Origin of the sequence: Mesobacillus sp., from assembly GCF_047739415.1 — a bacterium.
Taxonomy (GTDB): Bacteria; Bacillota; Bacilli; order Bacillales; family Cytobacillaceae; genus Mesobacillus.
In genome coordinates this window covers 1-17,096 of record NZ_JBIQOE010000174.1, presented here as the reverse complement: position 1 = coordinate 17,096, position 17,096 = coordinate 1, and the positions used below count along the sequence as shown (strand labels likewise).

Below are 17,096 nucleotides of genomic sequence, written 5' to 3'. Positions count from 1 at the left end.
GTGGTAAGAACCGTCAAACAGTCTTGCCTTGATGTCAACAAGTGGATATCCTGCAAGAACTCCGCGATCTAGAGCATCTTCAAGACCAGCTTGAACAGCTGGGATGTATTCACGTGGAACTACACCACCGACGATGCCGTTCTCGAATTCAAAACCTTTTCCTTCTTCGTTTGGAGAGAATTCGATCCAAACGTGTCCGAATTGACCACGTCCACCTGACTGACGTGCGAATTTACCTTCAACAGAAGCTGATTCGCGGAAAGTTTCACGGTATGCAACCTGAGGTGCACCAACGTTTGCTTCCACTTTAAATTCACGACGCATACGGTCAACGATGATGTCAAGGTGAAGTTCACCCATTCCAGCGATGATTACCTGTCCAGTTTCCTGGTCAGTATGTGCGCGGAATGTAGGATCTTCTTCTTGAAGCTTTTGTAATGCAGTAGTCATTTTGTCTTGGTCAGCTTTTGACTTAGGCTCAACTGACAACTGGATTACTGGCTCAGGGAACTGCATGGATTCCAAGATAACAAGGTTCTTATCATCGCATAGAGTGTCACCTGTTGTAGTATCTTTAAGACCTACAGCTGCAGCAATATCACCCGCGTAAACCTTAGAGATTTCCTGACGGCTGTTTGCGTGCATTTGAAGGATACGTCCGATACGCTCACGCTTTCCTTTAGTTGAGTTCTGAACATATGATCCAGACTCAAGAGTTCCAGAGTAAACGCGGAAGAACGTTAACTTACCAACATAAGGGTCAGTCATAACTTTGAACGCTAGAGCTGAGAATGGCTCGTTGTCGTCTGCATGACGCTCAACTTCTTCTTCTGAATCCGGAAGTGTACCTTTGATTGCAGGTACATCAAGTGGAGATGGAAGGTAGTCGATAACTGCGTCAAGCATTAGCTGAACACCTTTGTTTTTGAATGCTGAACCACAGATAACTGGGTAGAATTCAACGTTAGTAGTACCTTTACGGATTGCAGCTTTGATCTCTTCGACTGTAAGCTCTTCTCCGCCAAGATATTTTTCCATTAACTCTTCATCAAGCTCAGCTACCGCTTCAACTAACTTTTCACGGTATTCTTCAGCTTGGGCCATATATTCTTCTGGAATTTCCCCAACAGAGATTTCTGTTCCAAGGTCATTACCGTAGAAGATTGCTCTCATTTCAACTAAGTCGATGATTGCTTCAAACTCATCTTCAGCACCGATCGGAAGTTGGATCGGGTGAGCGTTAGCTTGTAGACGATCATGGATAGTTGAAACAGAGTATAGGAAGTCCGCGCCTAGCTTATCCATTTTGTTAACGAATACTACACGTGGAACTCCGTAAGTTGTAGCCTGGCGCCAAACTGTTTCTGTTTGAGGCTCAACACCTGACTGTGCGTCAAGTACTGCTACTGCACCATCAAGTACACGAAGTGAACGTTCAACTTCAACAGTGAAGTCTACGTGTCCTGGTGTATCGATGATGTTTACGCGGTGTTCTTTCCAAGAAGCTGTTGTTGCAGCAGAAGTGATCGTGATTCCACGCTCTTGTTCCTGCTCCATCCAGTCCATTTGAGAAGCACCTTCATGTGTTTCGCCGATTTTGTGGATACGGCCAGTATAATAAAGAACACGCTCAGTTGTTGTTGTTTTACCAGCATCGATATGAGCCATGATTCCAATATTACGAGTTTTTTCTAAGGAGAACTCTCTTGCCATTTGGTCTTTCTCCTTCCTAGTATGAATGTTTTTAAGTTGAAGGTAAGATTACCAACGATAGTGAGCGAATGCTTTGTTTGCTTCCGCCATTTTGTGTGTATCTTCGCGCTTCTTAACAGAAGCACCAGTGTTGTTGGCAGCGTCAAGAATTTCGTTAGCAAGACGCTCTTCCATTGTCTTTTCCCCACGAAGACGTGAGTAGTTTACCAACCAGCGAAGACCAAGAGTTGTACGGCGGTCTGCACGCACCTCAACTGGTACTTGATAGTTAGCTCCACCTACACGGCGTGCTTTTACTTCTAGAACAGGCATAATGTTCTTAAGAGCTGCATCGAATACTTCGATTGGCTCTTTGCCTGAACGCTCACGAATGATATCAAAAGCTGAATAAAGGATCTTTTGTGATTTACCTCTCTTGCCATCGATCATCATCTTGTTAATCAAGCGAGTGATAAGCTTTGAGTTATAAATCGGATCCGGCAATACGTCTCTCTTTGCAACTGGACCTTTACGTGGCATGTAATTTCCTCCTTTCAAAAAGGGTTAATAGTTTTTGTTTATTATTTCTTAGCTGCTTTTGGTCTCTTAGTACCGTACTTAGAACGGCCCTGCATACGGTTGTTAACACCAGCAGTATCAAGAGCACCACGAACGATATGGTAACGTACACCCGGTAAGTCTTTTACACGTCCTCCGCGGATAAGAACAACACTGTGTTCTTGAAGGTTGTGCCCGATTCCTGGGATATAAGCTGTTACCTCGATTCCGTTAGTCAAACGTACACGAGCGTATTTACGCAACGCTGAGTTCGGCTTCTTTGGAGTCATAGTACCAACACGAGTACATACACCACGCTTTTGTGGAGATGAAACGTTTGTTTGTGCTTTTTTGAAGCTGTTGTAACCTTTATTTAGCGCAGGAGATTTTGACTTCTCCTCTTTTGAGCTACGTGGCTTGCGCACTAATTGGTTAATAGTAGGCATGATCTTTTTCCTCCCTTCACATTTTGTGTAAGCCCACACATCCAGGTGGTTCATTTTTTTACAAAAAACAAAGTTCTTGCAGTCCACTGCAAAAACAGTTTTTACTTGGTTATCGCTACAGCTGAAGCTCCTACGGCAATACCGCATGCCTTCCCCAATTTTTTCATAGAGTCGACATAGGTGATGGCGGAGTTCATTTCCCTGGCAGTCTGCAATAGGTTCGCTGTCACTTTCATGTCAGCGTCCGTCGCAATGACCAGTTCAATTACTTCGCCAGCCTTCAGTGCTTTCACTGTTTGCTTTGTTCCTACTATAATCTTTTTAGCCTGAGCTACTTTTTCATAAGACATGATATCCTCCAAAGTAACCGGTAAATAGGAGCACCTTTGAAATAGTAACATCTAGCGCAAGGGATGTCAACAACATTGAAAAACTTTTTTCGCTAGAATGCTGCTTTATTCATAGATCTATTCTTTTTTTCTTTAAAAAAGGCGGTACTTTCTGCCGTGGCAGAGAGCACCGCGCTTCTTATTTTATTCTACCGTGATTGCATCTTCGGCATTTTCTTCTTCCTTTGAAATTGGCTCAGCTCTTCTGTAGCGCTGCATGCCTGTTCCTGCTGGTACAAGTTTACCGATGATAACATTTTCTTTCAGGCCGAGAAGTTCATCGCGCTTCCCTTTGATTGCAGCATCTGTAAGCACTCTTGTTGTTTCTTGGAAGGAAGCTGCAGACAGGAATGAATCCGTCTCGAGTGATGCTTTTGTGATACCAAGCAGTACTGGACGTCCTGTTGCTGGCATTTTGCCATCAAGAAGTGCTTTGCGGTTAGCGTCAGTGAACTGATGGATTTCAAGCAATGTGCCTGGCAGTACATCTGTTTCACCAGCGTCGATAACCCTGATCTTGCGCATCATCTGGCGCACCATTACTTCTACGTGCTTGTCGCCGATTTCAACACCCTGCATACGATATACCTTTTGAACTTCTTTCAACAGGTATTCCTGCACGGATTGAACGTCTTTGACTCTTAAAAGTTCCTTAGGGTCGATCGAACCTTCTGTGAGTTCTTGGCCGCGTTCTACATGGTCATTTATAGCAACCTTTAGGCGTGCTGTATATGGCGCATTGTATGTGCGGCTTTCGATTTCACCCTGAATGACGATTTCCTGCTGGCGATCTTTTCCTTCGTTGATGCCGACTACGACACCTTCCAATTCAGAGATGACAGCTTGCCCTTTAGGATTACGCGCTTCGAACAATTCCTGGATACGCGGAAGACCTTGTGTGATATCGTCTCCTGCAACACCGCCCGTATGGAATGTACGCATTGTAAGCTGTGTACCTGGCTCACCGATTGACTGGGCAGCAATGATACCAACTGCTTCGCCAACTTCGACTTCCTGGCCAGTCGCAAGGTTACGTCCGTAACATTTCTTACATACGCCGTGGCGTGTATTACATGTGAATGCAGAACGGATCCACACTTCTTCGATTCCAGCTTCAGTTACTTCAACAGCCAAGTCTTCTGTAATCAATCCGTTTTCAGGCACAATCACAGCCTTTGTTTCAGGATGCTTGATTGCCTTTCTTGCATAACGGCCAATTAAACGCTCATCTAGAGGTTCGATTACTTCAGTACCATCTTTAAGCGACTTGATAAATAAGCCTCTATCTGTTCCGCAATCGTCTTCGCGCACAATGACATCCTGTGCTACGTCTACAAGACGGCGAGTCAGGTAACCAGAGTCAGCGGTCTTAAGTGCTGTATCGGCAAGACCTTTACGAGCACCGTGAGTGGAGATAAAGTACTCCAATACTGTCAGACCTTCACGGAAACTTGACTTGATCGGCAACTCGATGATTCGTCCAGCCGGGTTGGCCATCAGACCACGCATACCAGCAAGCTGCGTGAAGTTAGACGCGTTACCACGGGCACCGGAGTCACTCATCATGAAGATAGGGTTAGAATTATCTAGTGATTTCATCAGCTTAGCCTGGATATTATCCTTCGCCTGGCTCCAGATAGAAATAACGCGATCATAACGCTCATCCTCGGTAATCAAACCGCGTCTGAACTGCTTAAGAACATTATCTACCTTTGTTTGTGCTTCTGAAATGATTTCTTGCTTCTCTTTTAGAACCACGATATCAGCCACACCTACCGTAATACCCGCTTTAGTCGAGTATGTGAAGCCAAGTCCCTTCATACGGTCAAGCATTTTCGATGTTTCGGTGATTTTGAACTTCTTGAACACTTCAGCAATGATGTTTCCAAGGATTTTCTTCTTGAACGGATCCACCAATGGCATAGACTTGATGACTTCCTTCACATCTGCGCCTTTTTCCACAAAATACTTCTCTGGAGTCTTCTCCTCAAGATTTTGCTTGGAAGGCTCATTGATGTAAGGGAATGACGCTGGAAGGATTTCATTGAAAATCAGCTTTCCAACTGTCGTGATCAAGAGCTGACCATTTTGCTCTTCATTGAAAGTCTGGTTGCCAAGTGATGAAGCAGCAACAGCAATACGAGTATGAAGATGTACATAGCCATTCTGGTATGCGATCAATGCTTCATTCGCATCTTTAAAGACCATACCTTCACCAACAGCCTCTTCTCTTTCCAGAGTCAGGTAATAGTTACCTAAAACCATATCCTGTGAAGGAGTAACAACCGGCTTTCCATCCTTAGGGTTCAGGATGTTCTGAGCAGCAAGCATCAATAGGCGTGCTTCTGCCTGTGCTTCAGCAGAAAGTGGAACGTGAACCGCCATCTGGTCACCGTCGAAGTCAGCGTTGTAAGCTGTACATACGAGCGGGTGAAGACGGATTGCGCGTCCTTCGACCAATGTTGGCTCGAACGCCTGGATTCCAAGTCTGTGAAGTGTCGGGGCACGGTTCAGCAATACTGGGTGCTCTCTGATTACATCTTCTAGAACATCCCAAACCTCAGGGCTAACGCGCTCAATTTTACGTTTAGCAGACTTAATGTTGTGCGCTAAACCTTTTTGCACTAATTCTTTCATTACGAATGGCTTGAACAGCTCAAGTGCCATTTCTTTAGGTAGACCGCACTGGTACATTTGCAGGTTAGGACCTACGACGATAACCGAACGGCCTGAGTAGTCAACACGCTTACCAAGAAGGTTTTGACGGAAACGGCCTTGCTTACCCTTCAGCATATGAGAAAGGGACTTCAATGGACGGTTACCTGGTCCAGTTACCGGACGACCGCGGCGGCCGTTATCGATCAACGCATCAACAGCTTCCTGCAGCATACGCTTTTCGTTCTGAACGATGATGCTAGGAGCACCAAGGTCAAGAAGACGCTTAAGGCGGTTGTTACGGTTGATTACACGGCGATACAGGTCATTCAGGTCGGAAGTTGCGAAACGTCCTCCATCAAGCTGTACCATCGGGCGAAGTTCCGGCGGGATGACAGGGAGGACATCAAGGATCATCCAAGATGGCTCATTGCCTGAACCACGGAACGCTTCAACTACTTCAAGACGCTTGATCGCACGAGTACGACGCTGGCCTTGTGCTGTTCTTAATTCTTCCTTCAGCATGTCGGCTTCTTTATCAAGGTCGATATCTGAAAGCAGCTTTTTGATTGCTTCTGCTCCCATTGCTGCTTGGAATTTGTTCCCATATTTTTCACGATAAGCGCGGTATTCTTTTTCTGACAACAACTGCTTCTTCTCAAGGGCAGTGTCGCCAGTTTCCGTAACAACGTAAGAAGCAAAGTAAATAACCTCTTCAAGTGCGCGCGGAGACATATCAAGGATAAGTCCCATACGGCTAGGAATACCTTTGAAATACCAGATGTGAGAAACAGGAGCTGCAAGCTCGATGTGTCCCATTCTTTCACGACGGACTTTTGCACGTGTTACTTCAACACCGCATCGGTCACAGACAACGCCTTTGTAGCGAACTCTTTTGTACTTTCCGCAGTGACATTCCCAGTCCTTCGTCGGTCCGAAGATACGCTCACAGAATAAGCCGTCTTTTTCTGGTTTTAAAGTACGATAGTTGATTGTTTCCGGCTTTTTAACCTCACCGAAAGACCATGAACGGATCTTGTCTGGTGAAGCGAGGCCAATTTTCATGTACTCAAAATTATTAACATCTAGCAAGGGGCCTACCTCCCTTTTAATCTAGGGTTTTACCCTTATGGTCACACAAAAAGGAACACACGTGGACAATACTGTTATTCAACTGTTTGTTCACGTGTGCCAATTAGATGGACCTATTCTTTCATTCCTACTTTTTCAGAATTCATTTCTTCTGTTTCAGGAGCAATTGTCAATGTTTCTGCATGCTGCAATTCTTCTTCATCATCAAAATCGCGCATTTCTATTTCTTTTTCATCGCCTGATAGGATCTTGACGTCCATACCAAGACTCTGAAGTTCTTTCATCAATACTTTGAATGATTCAGGAACGCCTGGTTCTGGTACGTTTTCACCTTTTACAATTGCTTCGTATGTTTTAACACGTCCAACAACATCATCGGACTTGACAGTTAAGATTTCCTGCAATGTGTAAGCAGCGCCGTATGCTTCAAGCGCCCAAACCTCCATCTCCCCGAAACGCTGTCCGCCGAACTGAGCTTTACCGCCGAGTGGCTGCTGCGTAACAAGTGAGTATGGTCCAGTAGAACGAGCATGAAGCTTATCGTCTACCATGTGAGCAAGCTTGATCATGTACATGACACCGACAGATACACGGTTATCGAATGGTTCACCTGTACGTCCATCATATAGGACAGTTTTGGCATCTCTGGCCATACCAGCTTCCTGGATTGTTGACCATACATCTTCCTCACGAGCACCATCGAATACCGGTGAAGCAACATGGATTCCAAGGTAGCGTGCTGCCATACCAAGGTGAAGCTCAAGAACCTGACCGATGTTCATACGTGATGGTACCCCTAGTGGGTTAAGCATGATATCGACTGGTGTTCCGTCCGGTAGGAAAGGCATATCCTCTTCCGGAAGGATTTTTGAGATAACCCCTTTGTTACCGTGGCGTCCCGCCATCTTATCACCTTCAGAAATCTTACGCTTCTGAACGATGTAAGCACGGACCAGCTGGTTCACTCCAGGAGGAAGCTCGTCGCCATCTTCGCGGTTGAACACTTTGACGTCAAGGACAATCCCACCGCCGCCGTGTGGAACACGCAATGATGTATCACGGACTTCCCTTGCTTTTTCACCAAAGATTGCATGCAAGAGGCGTTCTTCAGCTGTCAATTCAGTAACCCCTTTAGGTGTTACCTTACCGACAAGAAGATCTCCGTCTTTTACTTCGGCACCAACACGGATGATTCCGCGCTCGTCAAGGTTTCTCAATGCATCTTCCCCGACGTTAGGGATATCGCGTGTGATTTCTTCAGGTCCAAGCTTAGTATCTCGGGACTCTGATTCGTATTCTTCTATATGGATTGATGTATAAACATCATCTTTAACAAGGCGCTCACTCATGATGATGGCATCTTCATAGTTATAGCCATTCCATGTCATGAACCCAACAAGAACGTTACGTCCTAGTGCCAGTTCACCTTTTTCCATTGATGGTCCGTCAGCAAGGATTTCTCCTTTAACTACACGGTCACCAAGGCTTACGATTGGGCGCTGGTTATAGCAAGTACCCTGATTGGAACGAATGAACTTAAGCATGCGGTATTTATCAAGGTCACCCTTAACTTCCTGGCCGTCTACTTCAGTAACACGGCGAACCCATACTTGACGCGCTTCAACGTGTTCTACAATTCCTTCATGCTTACAGATTACTGCAGCACCGGAATCCTTTGCGTTCACGTGCTCCATTCCCGTACCTACGATTGGTGCTTCCGGCTGCATTAACGGAACAGCCTGTCTTTGCATGTTCGCACCCATTAGTGCACGGTTGGAGTCATCGTTTTCCAAGAACGGGATACACGCAGTCGCTGCAGATACAACCTGCTTAGGTGATACGTCCATATAATCGACGCGGTCACGTTTGACGACTGTGTTTTCACCACGGAAACGGGCTATTACTTCATCATCAATGAAAGAACCATCATCTGCAAGACGAGCATTCGCCTGTGCAACTACATAGTTATCTTCTTCATCAGCTGTTAAGTAATCAAAATGGCTTGTCACTTTACCTGTTTCAGGATCAACGCGGCGGTACGGAGTCTCAATGAATCCGAAGCGATTAACCTTAGCGAAACTTGAAAGTGAGTTGATCAAACCGATGTTTGGACCTTCCGGCGTTTCAATCGGGCACATACGTCCGTAGTGGGAATAGTGAACGTCACGCACTTCGAAACCAGCGCGTTCACGTGTAAGACCACCAGGTCCCAGTGCAGATAGACGCCTTTTATGTGTCAATTCAGCCAGCGGATTTGTCTGGTCCATGAACTGTGAAAGCTGAGAGCTTCCAAAGAACTCTTTAATGGACGCAATTACCGGGCGGATATTGATTAATTGCTGTGGTGTAATCGTATTTGTATCCTGGATGGACATTCTTTCACGGACTACACGCTCCATTCTGGACAAACCAATACGGAATTGGTTCTGCAACAGTTCACCAACAGAACGAAGGCGTCTGTTTCCTAAATGGTCGATGTCATCCGTATCGCCAACACCATGCAACAAGTTAAAGAAGTAGCTGATGGATGAAATGATATCAGCAGGCGTGATGTTTTTGATCGGTTCAGGGACATAGGCGTTTCCTAAAACATTAATTTCTTTCTCGCCCTCAACATCGTTCGGAGAGTAGATCTTAATGCTTTGCAGCGTTACGTCCTCTTCAACCACGCCGCCATATGGGCTGAAATCCTTGAAGCCAACATTCTTCTCCAGCGCAGGTATGATCTTATCGAGTGTACGGCGGTCTAAAGTGACGCCTTTCTCGGCAATGATTTCTCCTGTTTCTGGGTCTACTAATGTTTCAGCAAGCTTTTGCCCGAATAAACGGTTTTTAATATGAAGCTTTTTGTTGATTTTATAACGCCCTACATTTGCAAGGTCATAGCGCTTTGGATCAAAGAATCTTGATACCAGAAGGCTTTTTGCGTTGTCAACTGTAGGCGGTTCGCCTGGACGGAGACGCTCATAAATTTCAAGAAGCGCTTTTTCCGTACTTTCCGTATTGTCTTTTTCAAGAGTATTACGGATATATTCGTTATCACCGATCAGATCAATGATTTCTTGATCAGAACCGAACCCTAATGCACGCAAAAGAACCGTAACAGGGAGTTTCCTCGTACGATCGATCCTTACATATACAACATCCTTGGCATCTGTTTCATACTCTAACCAGGCGCCACGGTTAGGAATAACGGTCGCAGTGAACCCTTTCTTCCCGTTCTTATCAAGTTTTCCGCTGTAGTACACACTTGGTGAGCGCACTAACTGGGAAACGATAACCCTTTCAGCACCGTTAATTACAAACGTGCCAGTTTCTGTCATAAGCGGGAAATCGCCCATGAAGACATCCTGGTCCTTTACTTCACCTGTTTCCTTATTCACAAGGCGGACCTTTACTCGCAATGGTGCGGAGTAAGTAACGTCTCTTTCTTTCGATTCTTCCACTGGATATTTCGGTTCGCCAAGACTGTAATCGATAAACTCTAACGATAAGTTACCAGTAAAGTCTTCAATCGGTGAAATGTCCTGGAACATTTCACGGAGGCCCTCATCAAGAAACCACTGATAGGAAGAGGTTTGAATTTCAATCAAATTCGGCAATTCCAAAACTTCACTGATGCGAGCATAACTTCTACGTTGGCGGTGTCGTCCATACTGAACTAGTTGACCTGTCAACTGATTCACCCCTCAAATCAAGCGTTATTATTCATCTATCCCTGTCTTGTCCATGAAGTTTCCTCCATTTCAAAAGACAAAAAGAAAAAGGGTTTTCACCTAAAAACCACATTTCCTGCAACGAACAATTATTTTGTTAGTTTTCCCTTTATGCCCAAAATTATACAACTTTCGATGAAAATAGCAATTGAAAAGGAAACTAATATATTGGCATTTTATAATATTAACATAGCGGTTTTCTCACGTCAACATTTAACAGATTTGAGAATAAAGTATCCTTTACTTTTTGCCACAATGTCTACTCCGCCAAATAACTCTTTCATTTTTTCCATCGCTGATGGCGCACCCTGTTTCTTCTGGATGACCACCCAAAGCTCTCCGGCATCAGCTAAATGCAGAAAACTTTGTTCGAAAATATCATGCACGACCTTTTTTCCAGCACGGATCGGCGGGTTCGTTAGAATTGCATCGAATTCTTTTTCCTCCACTCCAGTCAGCCGGTCACTTTCATAGATTTTCACGTTGGTCACTCTATTTTCGGACGCATTTTCCTCAGCAAGCATAATCGCTCTTTCATTGACATCCACCATGTGAACCATCGCTTCTGGATAAGCCTTAGCTAGCGAAAGGCCGATCGGTCCATAGCCGCAGCCAACATCAAGAATCAATCCATCAGCTTTATTCGACTCGAAAGTGTCAATTAATAATCTAGACCCAAAATCGACTTCCTTTTTCGAAAAAACTCCAGTGTCAGTCTTAAAGCGGAAGCTATTCCCCTTCAATTCACTTTGCCATTTCGCAGGATTGCTTTCAGTGCTGGGTTTGCGGGAGTAATAATGTTCAGACAAAATCTCTCACCTCCACGGGGACTCATTTGAAGAATGCGATCGCGGATTGCATTGCTACTGCGGTATTATAAATCACTTAAAACCAAAAAGCAAAAATCGAAAAGAGAAGCGCCTTGGTCAGCCCTGACAAGCGCTGAAGCTAGACTATTCTCCTTTTTCTACACAAGCAGACTTTCCATTTGCCTTCAAAATCTAAAAGTGAAAAAAAAGCCCGCTTTAGCAGCGAGCTTTTTATTGTAAGGTTGATTACTTAACTTCGACGTTAGCTCCAACTTCTTCAAGCTTAGCTTTGATTTCTTCAGCTTCTTCTTTAGAAACGCCTTCTTTAAGAGCTTTAGGAGCGTTGTCAACAACTTCTTTCGCTTCTTTAAGACCAAGACCTGTGATTTCACGAACAACTTTGATGACCTTGATCTTCTGGTCGCCAGCAGATGCAAGTACTACGTCAAATTCAGTTTGTTCTTCAGCAACAGCTCCAGCAGCTCCACCCATCATAGCAACTGGTGCAGCAGCAGTTACGCCGAATTCTTCTTCGATTGCTTTTACTAGATCGTTAAGTTCTAAAACAGTCATATTTTTAACTGCTTCAATGATTTGTTCTTGAGTCATGATTTGTTTCCTCCTAATAGGTTAGTTTTTTTATTGTTAAACGGTGATTATTCTTAGCTTACGCGCCTTGCTCTTCTTTCTGTTCTGCAACAGCTTTTGTAGCAAGAGCAAGATTGCGGATTGGAGCTTGAAGTACGCTGAGTAGCATAGAAAGTAGACCTTCGCGAGACGGTAGGTCTGCAAGTGCCTTGATTTCTTCTACTGTAACGATGTTGCCTTCAACCACGCCCGCCTTGATTTCAAGCGCTTCATGCTTTTTAGCGAATTCGTTAAGAATCTTCGCTGGAGCAACTACATCTTCAGTACTGAACGCGATTGCGTTAGGACCTGTTAAAGATGTGTTTAAGTCAGCAAGTTCAGCAGCTTCAGCAGCACGGCGTGTCATTGAGTTTTTGTAAACTTTGAATTCTACGCCAGCTTCACGAAGCTCTTTACGAAGTTCAGTTACTTCAGAAACTGTAAGTCCGCGGTAATCAACAACGATTGTTGATTTGCTTTCTTTTAGTTTGCCAGCAATCTCGTCAACGATTTGCTTTTTCACTTCGATGATTTTGCTCATCCTTACACCTCCTGTAGATTTTTCATTTATACCGATCAAATAAAAACCTCCGTATCTAAAACAGACACGGAGGAAGTATACAATAGTAAAGTTGATGCTCTATCGTATGACCTCGGCAGGTTATTAAGCGATAAGCCCCTGCTGTCTGCGGTACAAATGTTATTTTATTTTCACAACAAGAAGAATTATATCTAATGCTTCTTTAATTGTCAAATACTATTATTTTACAGTTGAAGGATCTACTTTAACGCCAGGTCCCATTGTAGTAGAGATCGTAACGTTCTTCATGTAAGTTCCTTTAGCTGCAGCTGGCTTAACCTTCATCATAGTTTCGAAGATTGTGTTGAAGTTTTCAACAAGCTTTCCGTCTTCGAAAGAAACTTTTCCGATAGGTACATGGATGTTACCAGACTTATCAACGCGGTATTCTACTTTACCAGCTTTGATTTCGTTAACTGCTTTCGTTACATCGAAAGTAACTGTGCCAGTCTTAGGGTTTGGCATTAAACCTTTAGGTCCCAATACGCGACCAAGCTTACCAACTTCACCCATCATGTCAGGTGTAGCTACGATTACATCGAAGTCGAACCAGCCTTGCTGGATCTTGGTGATGTATTCTGCATCGCCAACATAGTCTGCGCCAGCAGCTTCTGCTTCTTTAAGCTTTTCGCCTTTAGCGAATACTAGTACACGTTGAGTTTTACCAGTTCCGTTTGGAAGCACAACTGCTCCACGGATTTGCTGGTCAGCTTTCTTAGGGTCTACGCCCAGACGGAAAGCAGCTTCAACTGTAGCGTCAAATTTTACAGTGCTTGTCTTTTTAGCAAGCTCAACTGCTTCTGCAACTGTATATGCTTGAGAACGGTCTACAAGCTTAACAGCTTCAAGATACTTTTTACCTTTTTTAGCCATTTTTATTTCCTCCTAGAATGTGGTTTTAACGGAATAACCTCCCACGATGAAAGGCGAGTGGCCTAACAACGAAAAAGCAAAGGCGCTTCATAAGCGCCATATCAGACAGATAAAAGGTTGCGAGTGAAATCCATCAGCTTCGCAACCCCATCAATCCACTGTAGCAGAATTAGTCTTCGATCGTGATACCCATGCTGCGAGCAGTACCTTCAACCATGCGCATTGCTGCTTCAACGCTAGCTGCGTTAAGGTCAGGCATTTTCTGTTCAGCAATTTCACGTACTTTATCACGCTTAACTGTTGCTACTTTATTACGGTTTGGTTCACCAGAACCAGACTGAATTCCAGCTGCTACTTTCAAAAGAACTGCAGCAGGAGGAGTTTTCGTAATAAATGTAAATGAACGGTCTTCAAAAACCGTAATTTCAACAGGAATGATTAGTCCAGCTTGATCTGCTGTACGAGCGTTAAACTCCTTACAGAATCCCATGATGTTAACACCGGCTTGACCTAGTGCAGGTCCAACTGGTGGTGCCGGATTGGCTTTGCCAGCAGGGATTTGCAATTTAACCATTTTAATTACTTTTTTAGCCACGAGACACACCTCCTTAAAGTCCGTGATGTGGTAATAGGGGATTTTCCCCTCCCACTCATCTTAAAAGTCTTTATATAAAATAAAGAGCTTGATTATATCGGTCAATCGTCCAAGACATACTGACCTATGAAATATTAACACTTTTTAAAGTTGAATTCAAGTTATTTCAGATTATAATTTTTCAATCTGTGAAAATTCGAGTTCCACCGGCGTATCGCGGCCGAACATATTGACAAGAACTTTAAGCTTTGCCTTGTCCTTATCGATCTCTTCGATTGTCCCTGTGAAGTTGGCGAACGGCCCTTCGCTTACCTGGACAGTTTCACCAAGTTCGAAGTTGATATCAACCTTCTTCTCCTCAACTCCCATGCGCTTGAGGATAAACGTTACTTCTTCAGGCAATAACGCGGTTGGTTTTGAGCCTGCACCAGAAGAGCCAACGAATCCAGTTACACCAGGCGTGTTGCGGACAACATACCAGGAATCATCCGTCATGACTATTTCTACCAGGACATAGCCAGGGAACGTCTTTCTCTTAACAACTTTCTTTTTACCATTTTTGAAATCTGTTTCTTCTTCTTCAGGTACGATAACCCGGAAGATTTTATCTTGCATGCCCATTGTTTCAACGCGCTTTTCAAGATTTGTCTTGACCTTGTTCTCGTAGCCTGAGTAAGTATGCACTACATACCAATTCTTTTCCATTATCGAGGACTAAATCGTCCGTCCCTCCCCATTTCCAAACGTCAGGGTGTTACAGTTAAGCGAACACTGCAGCCCAGGCGTTGAATGCGAATTTTTCAAGCAAATAAAAAACCCGTTATCCGGGCTTTTAAACTTGTCCTGCGTTTATATTTTCCATTATACCATGAGTGCGTAGTGGTTATTCAAGAATTAAGCGAATCAATTCAGAAATACCAAGGTCTAACACTGCGAAGAATAGAGCAGCAAAAGCAACTGTAGACAGAACAGTAATCGTATAGCGAGTCAGTTCTTTACGTCTAGGCCAGCTGACCTTTCTCATTTCACGTCCAACTTCACTGAAAAAATTAGTGATGCGCTGCATTTTGTAACCTCCAACTTATCGGGATTCCATATGATGATCTATCTGAAAACCTTATTTCGTTTCCTTATGAACTGTATGGGCACCGCAGTTGCTGCAGTACTTTTTCAGCTCCAGCCGTTCTGTTTGGGTTTGCTTGTTGCTTGTTGTGGAATAATTGCGGGAACCGCATTCCTTACAAGCAAGAGTCACTTTATTGTTCATTGACACTACACCCGCTTCAACAGGCTGATTCCAAACTAATGTCATGAAACCGCCATCTATTATATCTTTAAAAAGATACCATGGCTGATAGCTTGTGTCAATAAGTGCTTGTGAGATTAAAAGTCAGTTTTGTGGCTATTTTTCGGCAATTCAACTTACACTGACAGCTCTCTCAGCTCAAGATACCGCTCAAGCTTCCGCTTTACACGCTGAAGCGCATTGTCGATTGACTTGACATGGCGATTCAGTTCCTCAGAAATTTCCTGGTAGGATTGTCCGTCCAAATATAATGCGAGCACTTTTCGTTCAAGGTCACTCAGCAGCTCTGACATTTTCACTTCAATCTGGTCAAACTCTTCCTGATTAATAAATAACTCTTCGGGGTCCATCACTTTGGCTCCGGATAAAACATCCATCAGCGTCCTGTCCGATTCCTCATCATAAATCGGCTTGTCCAGGGAAACATAGGAGTTAAGCGGGATGTGTTTTTGCCTTGTGGCCGTCTTGATGGCCGTAATGATCTGACGGGTAATGCATAGTTCTGCAAATGCTTTGAATGATGTCAGCTTGTCCTCCCGGAAGTCACGGATTGCTTTATATAAGCCGATCATTCCTTCTTGCACGATGTCCTCTTTATCTGCCCCAATCAGGAAATATGACCGTGCTTTCGCCCGAACAAAATTCCTGTATTTGTGAATCAGAAAATCAAGTGCATCACTTTCTCCTTTGTGCACTGCTTCTACAATTTCTTCATCTTCCAGCAATAAGTAAGCGTCATTTAAACGATTCCCGATGTCAGCACTCATTTCGATCCCCCCGCCCGCACATACAGTTAGAAATATTATACAGCAGGCTTTTTTAAGGCGTCAACAGGTCATTGTTCCCCTCTGCGCCATTTTTCAAAAATTTCTGCCACTTCTTTTGTAAGCGGAATCTTGGCACTTGGCTTCTTTTCCTGGATTACTTTCACCCGTTTTTCTATTTTTTTACTGATTAAATTTGTTTCGTTAAGCAGCTCCCTTGCTGATTTCCTTAGAGCTCCCTGTCCAAAAATCGCCCACTGCTCGGTGTAGTCAGAGGTGGCAACATGGATCTGCGTTTTGCGGTTGCTGAGATCGATCGCCAGCCTTTCAATCCGCTCATCCGCCGTTTCATTTTCTTTTGTAAAAATAACTTCCACCTTATAATTTTTATATTTCTTTTGGGTACCCGATACAAAATGGGCATCAAAAACAACGATGACGCGATAGCCGGTATATGCCTGATATTCAGCCATGATTTCTACCAGTCGGTCCCTGGCAGCTGAAAGCTCTCTCTTCTTCAAGCTTACCAGCTCCGGCCATGCGCCAATGATGTTGTAGCCGTCAACAAGCAGGATATCCATTCCTATTCCCCTAGCGGATGACGTTTGCGGTGAACTTCATACATCAAGAGTGCCGCGGCAACTGACGCATTCAAGGAAGTAACATGTCCAACCATTGGAAGACTTAAAAGAAAATCACACTTGTCCCTGATCAGCCTTCCCATTCCTTTTCCTTCGCTGCCGATCACCAGGCCTAGAGGCAAAGTTCCATCGATTTGACGAAAGTCCTGATTTGCCGAAGCATCCGTTCCAGCGATCCAGACACCGCGATCCTTCAATTCATCGATTGTCTGCGCCATATTCGTGACTCTCGCAACCGGAATATATTCGATGGCACCGGTTGATAATTTTGCAACTGTTGTTGTCAGCCCAACAGCTCTTCTTTTAGGAATGATAATCCCGTGAGCTCCGGAGGCATCAGCTGTCCTCATGAT

General features: G+C 44.2%; 17 protein-coding genes and 1 other annotated feature. All 17 genes read right to left on the bottom strand.

Going from position 1 to position 17,096, the window contains the following annotated elements; genetic code table 11:
- Positions 1–1,713, bottom strand: a 1,713-nt coding sequence (gene fusA / locus ACH0QE_RS13665; RefSeq protein ID WP_415801161.1) for an elongation factor G, incomplete at its 3' end; no start/stop codon positions are given.
- Between the two features lie 48 nt (positions 1,714–1,761).
- Complete coding sequence (gene rpsG / locus ACH0QE_RS13660; RefSeq protein ID WP_023626435.1) at positions 1,762–2,232, bottom strand: 30S ribosomal protein S7; 471 nt, start codon at positions 2,230–2,232, stop codon at positions 1,762–1,764.
- A 41-nt stretch (positions 2,233–2,273) separates the two neighbouring features.
- Positions 2,274–2,696: a 30S ribosomal protein S12 gene (gene rpsL, locus ACH0QE_RS13655; RefSeq protein WP_023626436.1), complete on the bottom strand. Its 423-nt coding sequence runs from the start codon at positions 2,694–2,696 to the stop codon at positions 2,274–2,276.
- A gap of 101 nt (positions 2,697–2,797) precedes the next feature.
- Positions 2,798–3,046: a 50S ribosomal protein L7ae-like protein gene (locus ACH0QE_RS13650; RefSeq protein WP_415801160.1), complete on the bottom strand. Its 249-nt coding sequence runs from the start codon at positions 3,044–3,046 to the stop codon at positions 2,798–2,800.
- A gap of 183 nt (positions 3,047–3,229) precedes the next feature.
- Positions 3,230–6,832 carry a DNA-directed RNA polymerase subunit beta' gene (rpoC, locus tag ACH0QE_RS13645; protein WP_415801159.1) on the bottom strand — a complete coding sequence of 1,201 codons (3,603 nt, stop codon included), beginning with the start codon at positions 6,830–6,832 and terminating at the stop codon, positions 3,230–3,232.
- A gap of 113 nt (positions 6,833–6,945) precedes the next feature.
- Positions 6,946–10,509, bottom strand: a complete 3,564-nt coding sequence (rpoB, locus tag ACH0QE_RS13640; RefSeq protein WP_415801158.1) for a DNA-directed RNA polymerase subunit beta — start codon at positions 10,507–10,509, stop codon at positions 6,946–6,948.
- A 245-nt stretch (positions 10,510–10,754) separates the two neighbouring features.
- A complete protein-coding gene (locus ACH0QE_RS13635; protein ID WP_415801157.1) occupies positions 10,755–11,357 on the bottom strand; it encodes a class I SAM-dependent methyltransferase in 603 nt (200 codons plus the stop codon).
- A gap of 246 nt (positions 11,358–11,603) precedes the next feature.
- The gene (gene rplL / locus ACH0QE_RS13630) at positions 11,604–11,966 is read right to left on the bottom strand and encodes a 50S ribosomal protein L7/L12 (protein ID WP_415801156.1); all 363 of its coding nucleotides are present in this window, start codon (positions 11,964–11,966) and stop codon (positions 11,604–11,606) included.
- A 58-nt stretch (positions 11,967–12,024) separates the two neighbouring features.
- On the bottom strand, positions 12,025–12,525 hold the full coding sequence (gene rplJ / locus ACH0QE_RS13625) for a 50S ribosomal protein L10 (RefSeq protein ID WP_226606645.1): 501 nt from the start codon (positions 12,523–12,525) through the stop codon (positions 12,025–12,027).
- Positions 12,526–12,556: 31 nt separating this feature from the next.
- Positions 12,557–12,694: a sequence feature (ribosomal protein L10 leader region), on the bottom strand.
- Between the two features lie 50 nt (positions 12,695–12,744).
- The gene (rplA, locus tag ACH0QE_RS13620; protein ID WP_415801155.1) at positions 12,745–13,437 is read right to left on the bottom strand and encodes a 50S ribosomal protein L1; all 693 of its coding nucleotides are present in this window, start codon (positions 13,435–13,437) and stop codon (positions 12,745–12,747) included.
- A gap of 169 nt (positions 13,438–13,606) precedes the next feature.
- Complete coding sequence (gene rplK / locus ACH0QE_RS13615; RefSeq protein WP_023626445.1) at positions 13,607–14,032, bottom strand: 50S ribosomal protein L11; 426 nt, start codon at positions 14,030–14,032, stop codon at positions 13,607–13,609.
- A 171-nt stretch (positions 14,033–14,203) separates the two neighbouring features.
- Positions 14,204–14,737 (bottom strand): transcription termination/antitermination protein NusG, encoded by a 534-nt coding sequence (gene nusG / locus ACH0QE_RS13610; RefSeq protein WP_415801154.1) that lies wholly within the window; start codon positions 14,735–14,737, stop codon positions 14,204–14,206.
- A gap of 178 nt (positions 14,738–14,915) precedes the next feature.
- Positions 14,916–15,098, bottom strand: a complete 183-nt coding sequence (gene secE, locus ACH0QE_RS13605) for a preprotein translocase subunit SecE (protein WP_041966537.1) — start codon at positions 15,096–15,098, stop codon at positions 14,916–14,918.
- 51 nt (positions 15,099–15,149) lie between these two features.
- Positions 15,150–15,344, bottom strand: a complete 195-nt coding sequence (gene rpmG / locus ACH0QE_RS13600) for a 50S ribosomal protein L33 (RefSeq protein WP_415801153.1) — start codon at positions 15,342–15,344, stop codon at positions 15,150–15,152.
- Between the two features lie 110 nt (positions 15,345–15,454).
- On the bottom strand, positions 15,455–16,105 hold the full coding sequence (gene sigH, locus ACH0QE_RS13595; protein WP_226647360.1) for an RNA polymerase sporulation sigma factor SigH: 651 nt from the start codon (positions 16,103–16,105) through the stop codon (positions 15,455–15,457).
- Between the two features lie 68 nt (positions 16,106–16,173).
- Positions 16,174–16,683, bottom strand: coding sequence for an NYN domain-containing protein (locus ACH0QE_RS13590; RefSeq protein WP_415801152.1), 510 nt, complete (start codon positions 16,681–16,683; stop codon positions 16,174–16,176).
- Between the two features lie 2 nt (positions 16,684–16,685).
- Positions 16,686–17,096 (bottom strand): 23S rRNA (guanosine(2251)-2'-O)-methyltransferase RlmB (gene rlmB / locus ACH0QE_RS13585; protein WP_415801151.1); only part of this gene is annotated, 411 nt, incomplete at its 5' end.

Excerpts from the sequence above, each read along its gene's own strand:
- rpsG (WP_023626435.1), bottom strand. The coding sequence starts at position 2,232 with ATGCCACGTAAAGGTCCAGTTGCAAAGAGAGACGTATTGCCGGATCCG.
- rpsL (WP_023626436.1), bottom strand. The coding sequence starts at position 2,696 with ATGCCTACTATTAACCAATTAGTGCGCAAGCCACGTAGCTCAAAAGAG.
- ACH0QE_RS13650 (WP_415801160.1), bottom strand. The coding sequence starts at position 3,046 with ATGTCTTATGAAAAAGTAGCTCAGGCTAAAAAGATTATAGTAGGAACA.
- rplL (WP_415801156.1), bottom strand. The coding sequence starts at position 11,966 with ATGACTCAAGAACAAATCATTGAAGCAGTTAAAAATATGACTGTTTTA.
- rplJ (WP_226606645.1), bottom strand. The coding sequence starts at position 12,525 with ATGAGCAAAATCATCGAAGTGAAAAAGCAAATCGTTGACGAGATTGCT.
- rplA (WP_415801155.1), bottom strand. The coding sequence starts at position 13,437 with ATGGCTAAAAAAGGTAAAAAGTATCTTGAAGCTGTTAAGCTTGTAGAC.
- nusG (WP_415801154.1), bottom strand. The coding sequence starts at position 14,737 with ATGGAAAAGAATTGGTATGTAGTGCATACTTACTCAGGCTACGAGAAC.
- secE (WP_041966537.1), bottom strand. The coding sequence starts at position 15,098 with ATGCAGCGCATCACTAATTTTTTCAGTGAAGTTGGACGTGAAATGAGA.
- rpmG (WP_415801153.1), bottom strand. The coding sequence starts at position 15,344 with ATGACATTAGTTTGGAATCAGCCTGTTGAAGCGGGTGTAGTGTCAATG.
- sigH (WP_226647360.1), bottom strand. The coding sequence starts at position 16,105 with ATGAGTGCTGACATCGGGAATCGTTTAAATGACGCTTACTTATTGCTG.
- ACH0QE_RS13590 (WP_415801152.1), bottom strand. The coding sequence starts at position 16,683 with ATGGATATCCTGCTTGTTGACGGCTACAACATCATTGGCGCATGGCCG.